This window comes from Aquabacterium sp., from assembly GCF_021768455.1.
GTDB lineage: Bacteria > Pseudomonadota > Gammaproteobacteria > Burkholderiales > Burkholderiaceae_C > Aquabacterium.
Window position 1 is genome coordinate 1 of sequence record NZ_JAIZVX010000131.1, and the last position, 12,233, is coordinate 12,233.

Below are 12,233 nucleotides of genomic sequence, written 5' to 3' on the forward strand. Positions count from 1 at the left end.
CAGATGGATCAGCTCAAGACCGACAAGCAGATCTACGCCAATACCCTCTCGGCCGAACTCGCGCTGGGACGCAGTCAGCCAAAAGCTGCGCTGACCGCGCTGAATCATCCGAGCCTGCAGCACCTGGGTGAAATGCCGGTCGATCTGCAGACTCGCACCCATACCGTCCGCGCCCGCGCGCTGGAAGCCGATGGCCAGACCCTCGCCGCCGCCAGCGAGCGCGTGTTCATGGGCCCGCTGCTGCAAGGCGACGCCTTGAGCGCCAACAACGACGCCATCTGGACGCTGGTCGCAGCCCTGCCACCCGAGCAGCTGCAAAGCAACGCCAACGACGACATGGGCGGCTGGCTGAGCCTGGCCCTGGCCTTGTCGCTGGCGGTCTGGGCGCTCGCGCCCCTGTTCATCAAGCAGGGCGACCTCGGTCTGGTCCAGTTCACCGCGCACCGCTTCCGCTTCATGCCCACCCCGGCACAGGCCGGCAGCGCCTGGCAGGACGTGAACCTGCCCGACACCTGGGCCGCCCGTGGCATCCCCAGCAAGGGCGTCGCCCGCTACGAGTCCAGCTTCGTGCTCCGGCAACCCCTGGCCGGCGGCCTGGCCCAGCAGACCTGGGCCGTGCGGGTCGACCGACTGAGCTTCCAGCACCGCATCTGGGTCAACGGCCAGCTCATTCACATCAGCGTGCCCGAGGGCGAGCCCACCGGGCGCCCCCTGGCCTACATGGTGCAGTTCCCCGTCAGCCTGCTGCAGGATGGGGTCAACCGCCTGACCATCGAGGCCCGCTACGGCAGCATGGGCGGTTTGTCGGCGCCCATGATCGGCCCCATGACCGCGCTGGACGAGGGCTTCACCGCCCAGTCTTTCCTGACCCAGGACCTGCCCCTGGCCATCAACATCGTGGCCGCCGCCTTCGCCCTCTTCCTGATCCTGATCTGGTGGCGGCGCCGCAGCGAACTCGGCATGGGCATGCTCGGCATGCTGTGCGTGGTGGTGTCGGTGCGCAACTGCAGCTACTACATCGTGCACGGCCCGACCCTGCACCCCGACCTCAGCGCCTGGCTCTACTTCACGGCCCAGACCACGGCCACCGTGCTGCTGGGCGCGTTCGCCATGGCGATCGCCGAGCAGGGCTGGCCCTGGTTCCGCCGCGTGCTCTGGTCCGTGCTGCTGGGCTTTCCCCTCGTGGCCGGCGTGGCCGCACAACAGGGGCTGCTGGCCGAGGCCCGCAGCCTGCTCTACCCCGTGCTGCTCCTGCTCATGCTGCCCACGCTGGCCCTGCTGCTCAAGCTGCACCGCCGGTTCAACCGGGTCTCGGCCATGGGCATGATCCTGGGCATCGCCGTCTCCCTGGTGGCGGGCGTGCACGACTACCTGCGCATGCAGGGCCTGGTGTCGGTCATGCACACCTACTGGCTGCCCCTGGCCACGCCCATCACCCTGGCCAGCTACGGCATCGTGCTGATGCACCGCTTCGTGGAACTCACCCGCAGCACCGAAGCGCTCAACGTCGCGCTCGAGGCCCGCGTGGGCGAGCGCACCGAGGCACTGCTGGCCGCCAACGCCGCCAAGGGCCATTTCCTGGCCGCCGCCAGCCACGACCTGCGCCAGCCCGTGGCCGCGGTGGGCCTGCTCTCCAGCCTGCTGCGCGACCGCCTGCGCGACAGCCCCCTGCAAGGCATGACCGTCAAGCTGATGGAAGCCGTGCGCGCCATGGAAGGCCTGCTCAACGGCCTGCTCGACCTCTCCCGCCTGGATGCCGGCGCCATCAAGCCGCACTGGCAGGCCGTCGACCTGCACACCATGCTGCGCGGCATCCTCAGCCACGAACAGGAGGCCGCCAGCCTGCGGGGCCTGAGCCTGCGCGTGCACCCGACCCGCGCCGTGGCCTGGTCCGACCCGGTGCTGCTGGAGCAGATGGTGCGCAACCTGGTGGGCAACGCCCTGCGCTACACCCAGCGCGGCGGGGTGCTGGTGGGTGTGCGCCACCGTGGCGAACACCTGCTGATCCAGGTGTGGGACAGCGGCCAGGGCATCGCCGAGGCCGACCAACAGCGCATCTTCGAAGACTTCGTCCAGCTGGGCAACCCGGAGCGCAACCAGGCCAAGGGGCTGGGCCTGGGGTTGGCCATCGTGCAGCGCGCCGCCCGGCTCATGGCCTGCGAGCTGACCCTGCGCTCGCGCCCGGGGATGGGCTCTTGCTTCAGCATCAAGGTGCCGATGGCCCAGGGCCGCCAGCACCACGACGGCTACATGAGCGAGCACATCGCGACCATGCCGCCCAAAGTGGCCCGGCCCCTGGCCGATCGCCACATCGTCCTGCTCGACGACGACGAAATCCTGCGCCACGCCTTGCGCGAACAGCTGCGGGCCTGGGGCGCCCACGTGAGCGAAGTCGGCTCGCTGGAGGACCTGGAAGAGCTGCTGCAGCGCATCATGTCGGTCGACGTGCTGCTGACCGACCACCGCCTGCAAGACGGCAACGGCCTGCAGGCCATCCACATGGCGCGGACCCTGCACCCCCGGCTGCCCGCCGTGGTCATCACCGGGGACACCGGCTCGGTGCCCTTGCAGCAGCTGCAGGCCAGCGGCGTGCCCGTGCTGCACAAGCCCTTCCGGGCCGAAGTCCTGCTGCTGGCGATCCGACACCAGCTCTCAGAGGGCTGAGCCTCGGCGGCACCTGGGCCGACCGCTGGTGGCGCCACGCGCAAGGCCTCAGCTCAAAGCCTCACTTCACCCAGGTGTTCATCTGCATGATCGGCAACATGACCGACATCACGATGAGCATCACCACCAGGCCCATGACCACGATGAGCAGGGGCTCCAGGATGGTGGCGATGGCCAGCGCCCGGCGCTGCACCTCGGTGCTCAGCTGGTTGGCGGCCCGCTGCAGCATCAGCGGCAGCTGACCGGTCTGTTCGCCCAGGCGGGCGAACATCGACAACAGCCCGGGGAAGCGCTTCTTGGCGCCCAGTGCCGAGGCCAGCGGGGCGCCTTCGCGCACCTGCACCAGGGCTTCCAGCGCGTCGGCGCGCATGGCCCGGTTGGAGAGCGTCTCGGCCGCGGCCTGCAGGGCCTTCAGGATGGGCACCCCCGAGCCGGCCAGCATGGCCAGCGTGCCGGCAAAGCGCGCCGCGTTGTAGCCGCGCGAGAGCCTGCCGATCAGCGGCAGCCCCAGCCAGAAGGCGTCGAAGCGCTGGCGGAAGCCCTCGTTGCGCCGCGCCAGCATCAAGCCACTGAAGCCCGCGGCCAGCACCAGCCCGAGCAACCAGCCCCAGCCACGCATGAAGGCGCTCAGGCCCAGCATGATCTGGGTGAGCAGGGGCAGGGCCCGTTTGCTGCTGGTGAACACCTGCGCCACCTGCGGCACCACGAACACCAGCAACGCCACCACGATCACCACCGCAAACAGCGAAACGATGGCCGGGTAGAGCGTCGCCCCGATCAGCTTGGCCTTGAGCGCCTGCTGCTCTTCCAGGTCGGTGGCCAGCTTGTCGAGCACGATGCCCAGCTGGCCGCTTTGCTCGCCGGCCGCCACCACACCGCGGTAGACGTCATCGAACTCGCGCGGCGAGCCGCTCAAGGCCTGCGCAAAGGGGGCGCCTGCGTTGACCTCGGCCCGCAGGTGCGAGACGAGCTCGCGCTGGCGCGGGTCTTCGGCTTCGTCGGCCAGGGCCGTGAGCGCGCGCTCCAGCGGCAGACCGGCCACGACCAGGCCCGAGAGCTGGCGCGTCCAGATCGCCAGCGCCGAGGCGTTGAAGACCTTGCGCACGAAGAACTGCGCCGAGCCGCCGCCCTGCGCCTCGTTCACCAACACGGTGTCCACCTTGAGCGGCACCATGTTCTGCGCGCGCAGCTGGCTCCGGGCGGATTTGGGGTTGTCGGCCTCGACCAGGCCATGGATGGTCTTGCCGCTGGCGTCCAGCGCCTCGAAACGGTAGGCGGGCATGGTGGCGCGGCCTTATTCGCGGGTGACCCGCAAGACCTCTTCCAGCGAGGTCACGCCTTCGGCCACCAGGCGGTCGCCATCGTCGCGCATGGTCTTCATGCCGTTGAGCTGGGCGTGCTCGAAGAGCTTGGCCTCGGCCGCCTGGGCGTGGATCAGGGCCCGGATCTCATCGTCGGCCACCATGAGTTCATACACGCCGGTGCGGCCCTTGTAGCCGCTCATGCCGCACTCCTTGCAGCCCACCGGGTGCCACTTGCCGCCGCCGTCCTGGCGCTTGCAGTGCACACACAGCTTGCGCACCAGGCGCTGGCCCAGCACGCCCAGCAGCGAGCTCGACAGCAGGAAGGGCTCGATGCCCATGTCGGTCAGGCGGGTGACGGCGCTGGGCGCGTCGTTCGTGTGCAGCGTGGCCAGCACCAGGTGCCCGGTGAGCGAGGCCTGCACGGCAATCTGCGCCGTCTCGAAGTCGCGTATTTCACCGATCATGATCACGTCCGGGTCCTGGCGCAGGATGGCGCGCAGGGCCTTGGCGAAGGTCAGGTCGATCTTGGCGTTGACCTGCGTCTGGCCGATGCCCGCCAGCTCGTACTCGACCGGGTCTTCCACGGTGAGCACATTGGTGGTGGCGGCATCGACCGTGCTCAGCCCCGCGTACAGCGTGGTCGTCTTGCCCGAGCCCGTGGGGCCGGTGACCAGCACGATGCCATGGGGCTGGCGCAGCAGGCGCTTGAACTTGTCCAGCGACTCGCCGCTCATCCCCAAGGATTCGAGCGTGAACTTGTGGGCGTCGCCCTTGTCCAGGATCCGCAGCACGGCGCGCTCGCCATGGGCGGAAGGCAGGGTCGAGACCCGCACATCGACCGCACGGCCACCGATGCGCAGGCTGATGCGACCGTCCTGCGGCAGGCGCTTCTCGGAGATGTCGAGCTCGGCCATGATCTTCAGGCGGGAGATCAGCGCGGCATGCAGCGCCTTGTTGGGCTGCACCACTTCGCGCAGCGTGCCGTCCACCCGAAAACGCACGGCAGAAGACCGCTCGTAGGGCTCGATGTGGATGTCGGAAGCGCCGTCCTTCGCAGCCTGCGTGAGCAGGGCGTTGAGCATGCGGATGATGGGCGCGTCGTTGCTGGATTCGAGCAGGTCTTCCACCGCGGGGAGGTCCTGCATCATGCGGGAGAGGTCCACCGCCGACTCGACCTCGCCGACCACCGCGGCCGCGCTGCCCTCACCGGCCGAGTAGGCCGCCGAGATACGCTGGGCCAGGCTGTCGGCCGGCTCGCGCTCGATGGCGTTCACCACATACAAACGCATCACCTCGGAGAGCGCCTGCGGCGACACGGACTCGCTGGCCCACAGGATGGCGCGCTCGCCATCGCTCTCCAGCAAGACGCTGTGCGCCTTGGCGAAGGCATAAGGAAGGGGGTGGCGTGCGCCCATGCTGCGTCTCCCTGCCTTACTTGGCCGAGGCCGGGGCCACAGGCACGGGTGCAGGCACCGGCACCAGCTTGGGCACATAGCCCGATCCGGCCGGCATCACCACATTGGGCTGGGGCGCGTTGGGGTCGTCCAGCGGCTGGCGCACCGAGGGCATGCTCAACTCATTGCTGAGCTTGAGCGGGTCCATCTCGGGCGCGCTGTTGACCTTGTTCAGCACGGTGCTGGGCTCAGGCTGGGTGCCGGCCTGCTTCTGGCGCATGAAGTCGTAGCGGTCCAGCGTGATGCGGTTGCTCTCGTCCTGGTTGCGGATCACCACCGGGCGCAGGAAGACCATCAGGTTGGTCTTCTTGCGCGACCGCTGGCGGCTCTTGAACAGGTTGCCGATCACGGGGATGTCGGCCAGCACGGGCACCTGGCTGTCGCCGTTGCTGAAGTCGTCCTTCAGCAGACCGCCCAGCACCAGGGTGGCGCCATCGTCGATCACAACCGTGGTCTCGATCGAGCTCTTGTTGGTGGTCAGGCCTGTGGTGGAGCTGGTGGTCGAGCTGTCGACCGACGAGTTCTCCTGGAAGACGGTCATGCGCACCGTGCCGCCTTCGCCCACCTGCGGGCGCACACGCAGGGTCAGGCCCACGTCCTTGCGCTCCACCGTGGTGAAGGGGTTGACCGTGCCCGAGCTGGTCGACGACGAATTGGTGTACGAGCCCGTCACGAAAGGCACGTTCTGGCCCACGACGATCTTGGCCTCTTCGTTGTCCAGCGCAATCATGTTCGGCTTGGACAGCACGTTGCCATCGGCATTCGTTTCGAGGAAGCTGGCCAGGGCGCCCAGGCTGTAGGTGCCGTCGGCCAGCTTGTGTGCGAAGCCGATGTTCAGGCCGGACACGCTGGCGGCCGTCGAGGTAGAGGCCCCGATCAGGCTGAACAGCCCGGCCACACTGCCCTGAGCCAGGTTGGTGCCCGCGGCCACCACATTGCTGCTGCCCAGGCCACCGGCCCACTGGAAGCCGGCCGCGGCCAGCTTGCTCTCGCTGACCTCGACGATCATGGCCTCGATGTAGATCTGGGCGCGGCGGCCATCGAGCTGGTCGATCACGGCGCGCAGCTGGCGGTACAGCGCATCGGTGGCCGTGATGATGAGGGAGTTGGTGCTCGGATCGGCCTGGATGAAGCCCCCCGTGGAGGGCTGGGCCGACGCGCCCACCGGCGCGGTCGATTGCGACGAGCTGCCACCGCTGCTGGAGGAGCTGCCCGTGTTCAGGCCCTGGCCCGTGCTCGACGTGGGCAGACCACTGCTTCCCGAGGCGCCACCACCGCTGGACGCCCCGCCGCTGGCACTGCCACCTGCGCCGGGGAAGGACGCCCGCAGCACCTGGGCCAGCTTGATGGCATCGGCGTTGCGCAGGTAGACCACGTGGATGCCGCTGCCGCCCAGGCCGCTGGTGCCCGGCCGATCCAGGCGCTGGATGAGGCTGCGGACCAGGCTCATGCGCGCCGCATTCGGGGCGCGCACCATCAGGGTGTTGGTGCGCGGGTCGGACAGGACCATCGTGGTCCCGGTGCCCCCCGCTGTACCGGGTGCCGCGTTCGAGGCCGCCCCACCACCATCGGCCAGCTTCTGGATCACCGGGGCCAGGTCGGAGGCGATGGCGTATTGCAGCGGGATGGCCTCCATGTCGGTGGCCATGGGCACGTCGAGCGCCGTGATCATCTGCGCGATGCGCTTGAGGTTGTCGGCGTAGTCGGTGATCACCAGGGTGTTGGTGCCGGCGTTCGCGTTGATGGTGTTGTTCGGGCTGATCAGCGGGCGCAGCACCGTGACCAGGTTGTTGGCGCTTTCGTACTGGATGCGGAAAATCTGCGTCAGGACCTGGTCGCCCGAGCGCTTGACCGCTCCCACGTCGACCGTGCCGGTCTGCAGCTTGGCTTCGGCTTCGGGCACGATCTTGAGCAGGCCGGCGACCTCGACCACGCTGAAACCCTGTCCGCGCAACGCAGCCAGGAAGTTCAGGTAGGCCTCACGGGGCGTGAGCGGCTGCTCGCTGTAGAGCGTGATGCTGCCCTTGACGCGAGGGTCCACCATGATCTGGCGGTCCATGATCGCGGCCATGGCCCGGGCCACGCCCTCGACCTCGGCATTGACGAAGTTCAGCGTGACCGAGGGCACGGCCTTCTCCGCGCGCTTGGCGGTCGCGGCCGCCGGCGCGGCATGCGCCAGGCCCACGGCAGGCAGGAGGCCACCCGGGCCGAAACCAAGCGCCAGGGCCGTGACCAGCGCCGTGGCGCGGGGACGAGTCAACAGGTGATGGGTGCGCATGCCTTATCCGATCGAAATGACTGAACGGTCGCCCGTGCGGCGGCCGATGATGTTCAACAAGTTGTCGAGCGCACCGCGCTCTGCCTCGCGCGCCGTGGCCTCGCCCAGGAAGCGCAGGCCGCCCGCGCCGACTCCGCCCGTGCCGGAGAGCTGCAAGGCACCGTCCACCGTCGAGAGCGACATCTGGGCCTGGCCCTCGGCATCGCCGCGCACGTCCAGGCGGTAAGAGCCCAGGCGCTCCAGCGTGGTCACGCGGGAGGAGACGTTGTCCAGCGACACCGCCGCCTGCCCCTCGATGCGAAGGCGCCCCTGCACCCACTCGAAGGCCAGGCGTTGGGCATCGAGGCGCAGCACGCCACCCAGCTCCAGCGTGTTCCAGGGTGTGCCCAGGCCACTCAGCCAGGCCGCAGGCCAGTGACCCAGGCCCTGCATGCCCCCCATGGGTTGCGGCGCGCCCTGGTCGGGCGAGGCAAGCAGACCCAGTTCAGCCCGCACACGCCCCCAGCCTGGCTTGATCGCCAACACCACCGGGGTGGGCAGGCAGCAGTCCTGCTGCAGGCTCAGGCTCACGCCCAGGCCCTGCAGGCGCATGGTCCAGTGCAGGCGCCCAGGCAGGGCTCGGGCGTCGCGGCTGCCGGCACCACCGGTCAGCACCGCGACGGCATGGCCATTCCAGATGGTGCCCTGGGCATCGGCCAGCAGCACGCGCCCACCACTGCCGGACGCCACGGCCTGCGCCAGCCACGGCGCTGGGGCGTAGGCCACCAGGCCCAGCAAGGCACCCAGGCCTCCGCCCCACCAGCCCCAACGCCGGCCGGCCTTGCGCATGTTTTCCCAGCGCGCCACCTCCAGCGTCGACTCCAGCCAGCGGGTGGTGAGCGCACCCGCCCCCTGCATCCAGGCAGGGCTGCGGCGGGAAAAGAATGAAAAGCCAGCCATGCGCGACCTCGCCCCGCTCAGCGCGGTGCGCCTCCCGGCGCCAGGGCCAACACGATGCTGCCGGCATACAGGCCGGGCTCGACCAGCCCCAACTGGGCCTCCACCGGCCGCGCCCGGGCACCTGCCCGGACCTCGTCCAACCACGTGGCCAGGTCGGCACCCGACACCTTGCTCAGCGACACGGTCGCACGATCGCCCTGCAGACTCAGCTGCGCCCCTTTGCCCAGCCGGTCTGTCGCGGCCTTGAGTGCGGCCTCGGCCTGGGCTGGCGGCACAGGCGGGCGGCCCCGCAGGGACTCGGCCTCGCGGGCCAGGCGGCGCATGTCATCGAGCTGCGCGTCGAGCGCCTGCAGCTGCTTCGGGGCTTCGCTCAGCGTGCGCCAGGCCGGCCGGATGGCGACCAGCACCAGCAGGGTCAGCCCCAGCAGCCAGGCCGCGGCGGTGAGCAGTTGGCGCTCACGCGGGGCCATCGCGGACCAGCGTGTCTGCCATTGCTGGCGCAGGTCTTGAAGAGAAGAGGCGTCCATGGAAGTGATCGTGTCTGCGTTGTCGGGCCAGGGCCTCAGCTGCGGGGCGCGCGGCGAACGCTCAGTCGCCCCTCGGCCACGTCCAGTTGCACGCCCGTGGCGGCCAGCTTGCTGCGCAAGGCTTCGAATTCACCTGGGCCCCATCCAGCGGGTGGCAGCAAGGCCAGGCTGTTGCCGTCGTACTGCAGGCCACCGGTGGGCTGCTCGGGCGGCCAGGCCAGGGCCAGGGCGCCCATCAGGGCCTCCAGGTCGTTGTCACCCGGCTGCCCGGCCGCCGCACGCAGGGCCTCGGTTTCCTTCTGCATCTGCACGGGCGCGTCGAGCACGACCTGCACCTGCGGGTGGGCCTGCTTGAGCACCTGCACCAGTTCGGCCTTTTTGAGCCGGATCTCGCGCTGCTGGTGCCAGGCCCAGAGGTTGAGGCCCAGCACCTGGGTCACGAGCAGGGCCACCAGCCCCGCGCGGGCGGGTCGCCACTGTGGGCTCAGGAAACGGCGCCACTGGTCGTTCAGGGCATGCCGTCCCTTGCTGCGCGGCGTCAGCTCGAACTGCAGGATGTTCCACAGCGAGCGCGCAGCCTGCAAGAGGTGCTCGGCAGGGCTTTGCACCTCGACGGCGCGCCCCAGCCAGCGCTCCGCGGGCGAGGCCACGGCGGGCGTGGCAAAGAAGCGTGCCTGGGCGGGCAGCGGATCGGGCAACAGCGCGCGCGCCAGGGATCCTTGCAGCGGCCAGGTGGCCACCCCCTCGGCGGTCGACCAGGTCAGCATGGCCTCGCTGCCACCGGCGGCCTCCCCGTCGGCCCCTTCCTGGTTGTCGTGGAAATAGGCTGTGGCCGGCTCGTCGGGCCAGACCCCCGGGACCACGCGCTCCACGCGCACCTTGGCCTTTTCCAAGGCCATGAGCTGGCTGGTCAGCCAGGTGTGGTCACAGGCGGCGACCCAGGTGGGCTGGCCCGGCTTGGCCAGCGGGGCCACGGCCAGGTGGAGCTCGTCGGGGTCGACCAGCAGTGCCTCCTCCAGCATGCCGGCCAGGGCCGCGCGCAGGCGGGCGGCGGGGGCCTTGGGCAGGGTCAGGCGGTGCCAGCTGCTGTCTTGCGGGGTCATGACGGCCACCACGGTCTCGGCCCTGGGCAGCATGGGCGCAGGGCAACGCCCCTGTCGGCCCACCGAAGTGCCATCGGCGCTGAGCACGTAGGCATACTCCCTCGACGCCGACGAGGCGCTCGTGCCTTCGGCCTTCTCGGCATCGGCCAGCAGGCGCGCGCGCGCCGGCAGTTGAATGATGAGGATGCTCATGCCCGGTGGTGGATGTGTCGGAAAGGAAGGCCCTGCAGCCAGCTTAGGCGCTCCCGCATTGTAGGAGGCGCGAAATAGCGGCCCTTCTGGGGCGGATACCGATCTGAGGGGAGGGCTTGCCTGGGGGTCATGGCAGCCCTCCGGTCCGGGCCCCGCCCTGGTCCAGCCCCGAAAACCGGGTCTGGGAGCGCACGATCACGTCGGTGCCCACCCGCTGAACCAGGTGACGCTGCTCGATGACGTTGTCCTCCAGACGCAGGCGGCCACGCACCTCGAAGAAGTCGGAGGTCACCCGCAGTCGCCCCAGGTCCAGGCTGGTGGCCCCCAGCACCTTGAGGATCTCGGACGGGTCTTTGAAGGCGCTGCGCTGACGGGCCTGCACCAGGCGCTCGGCCGTGCCCAGGTCCATCTTGTCCACCACGGCGGCGATGACCTCCTTGGGCGCGGTGTTGACGTTCACTCCCGAGGCATCGGGCAGCAAGGTCAGGTAGGGCCGCAGGCGCTCCACGGTGCCAGCGTCCAGGCCCAGCCAGGTCAGCTGGTCCATGGACTGCGGCATCAGCGGTGCCGCGTTCAGCGCCTGTTCGCCCCCCAGTTTGGCCAGCACGGCCGCATCCGAGGCCTGCTGGGCCAGCCAGGCCTTGCGGTAGGCCTGGGCCACACCATCGGCCAGCGATGGCGACAGGCTGGTGTACTCGCACAGCCGGCGCAACACGTTCAGCTCCTTCGGGTCAACCTCGCCATTGGCGTCGATCAGGTTGCGCAGGTTGTAGTGAGCGGTCACATCGTCGACCTTGCCCGACAGGAAGGCCTCGGGCGCGTCATCGGTGTTGTCCTTGTCCGACGCCAGGAACGTCGACAGCCGGGCCTCGGCCAGGGGTGTGGCCCAGGCCTCGCCCAGGTGGTCGGCCCCGCCGTTGCGCACGTCTTCCTTCAGAATGAGGCGGGCCCAGTCCAGCGCGCCCACCAGCACCCATTGCGCCTGGGTCCGCACACGCTCGGCCCCCTCGACCTGCACGGCCCGCCATTGCTGCCAGACCATGGTCGCCGACAGGGTCGCCACCAGCGTCACGATGACCATGGCCATCAGCAAGGCGGCGCCGCGCTGTCTGGCGGGCCGGTCGGCCAGGCGAAGCCGGGTTCGGGACAAGGGAGGGGGGCTCATGGCTTCGGACCTCAGTTCGGCTGGGGCGCCAGCATGACATCGCGCTGGACATTGCCGGGCAGGCCGCTGCGCTCATCCAGGGTGAGCGACAGGCGAATGGCCTCGGGCAACAGCACCCTCGCCGTGCTGCCTGTCCCTGCGGCCACGTTGCCGGAAGACTGGCAGTTGCTCAGTGAGCCGCCGCGGAAACAGTAGACCTGCCATTGCACAAGACCCGACAAGGCGGTCAGTGTGCCGGCCTCGCGCCCCTGCAAGGTGTAGGAGCGCTGCCACTGCGTGCGCAGATCGCCCACCCGGCTGACCACCGGGCTGGCCCAGCGCAGCCAGCGACCATCACGAGACACCCAGGTCACCACGATCACGCCCGACTGGGCCTTGCGGGTCAGGCGCAGCGCACCGCCATCGAATGCCAGGCCCGGCACCACCTGCGTGTCCAGCACCTGGGCCATGTCGGCTTCCCATTGCGTCATGACCGACTGCAGGCGCAGGGTCTCCTTCAGCTTGCCATCGGCCACCTCGCGCGCACGCCCGATGGCGTCCATGCCCTTCCAGGCGGTGGCGGCCAGCACAGACAGGATGAGCAGCGACACCAGCACCTCCACCAGCG

The 12,233-nt window shown here is 69.6% G+C and carries 9 protein-coding genes; 1 reads left to right on the forward strand and 8 read right to left on the reverse strand.

The window, feature by feature from the left end:
- Positions 1 to 2,664: penicillin-binding protein activator (locus QZ994_RS15355; RefSeq protein ID WP_290873517.1), on the forward strand; the 2,664-nt coding region annotated here is incomplete at its 5' end.
- A gap of 61 nt (positions 2,665 to 2,725) precedes the next feature.
- Here QZ994_RS15355 and gspF read toward each other — a convergent pair.
- The 8 genes from gspF to QZ994_RS15395 form a co-directional block, all read right to left on the reverse strand.
- A complete protein-coding gene (gene gspF, locus QZ994_RS15360; protein WP_290873520.1) occupies positions 2,726 to 3,946 on the reverse strand; it encodes a type II secretion system inner membrane protein GspF in 1,221 nt (406 codons plus the stop codon).
- Between the two features lie 12 nt (positions 3,947 to 3,958).
- Positions 3,959 to 5,383, reverse strand: a complete 1,425-nt coding sequence (gene gspE / locus QZ994_RS15365) for a type II secretion system ATPase GspE (protein ID WP_290873523.1) — start codon at positions 5,381 to 5,383, stop codon at positions 3,959 to 3,961.
- A gap of 16 nt (positions 5,384 to 5,399) precedes the next feature.
- The gene (gspD, locus tag QZ994_RS15370) at positions 5,400 to 7,700 is read right to left on the reverse strand and encodes a type II secretion system secretin GspD (protein ID WP_290873526.1); all 2,301 of its coding nucleotides are present in this window, start codon (positions 7,698 to 7,700) and stop codon (positions 5,400 to 5,402) included.
- A gap of 3 nt (positions 7,701 to 7,703) precedes the next feature.
- Complete coding sequence (gene gspN / locus QZ994_RS15375) at positions 7,704 to 8,639, reverse strand: type II secretion system protein N (protein WP_290873529.1); 936 nt, start codon at positions 8,637 to 8,639, stop codon at positions 7,704 to 7,706.
- A gap of 17 nt (positions 8,640 to 8,656) precedes the next feature.
- Positions 8,657 to 9,166 carry a type II secretion system protein GspM gene (gene gspM / locus QZ994_RS15380; protein WP_290873532.1) on the reverse strand — a complete coding sequence of 170 codons (510 nt, stop codon included), beginning with the start codon at positions 9,164 to 9,166 and terminating at the stop codon, positions 8,657 to 8,659.
- A gap of 35 nt (positions 9,167 to 9,201) precedes the next feature.
- Entirely contained in the window at positions 9,202 to 10,461 is a 1,260-nt protein-coding gene (gene gspL, locus QZ994_RS15385; RefSeq protein ID WP_290873535.1) for a type II secretion system protein GspL, read from the reverse strand.
- Positions 10,462 to 10,588: 127 nt separating this feature from the next.
- Positions 10,589 to 11,626 (reverse strand): type II secretion system minor pseudopilin GspK, encoded by a 1,038-nt coding sequence (gene gspK / locus QZ994_RS15390; protein WP_290873538.1) that lies wholly within the window; start codon positions 11,624 to 11,626, stop codon positions 10,589 to 10,591.
- 11 nt (positions 11,627 to 11,637) lie between these two features.
- A partial coding sequence (locus QZ994_RS15395; RefSeq protein WP_290873541.1) for a general secretion pathway protein GspJ occupies positions 11,638 to 12,233 on the reverse strand: 596 nt, incomplete at its 5' end.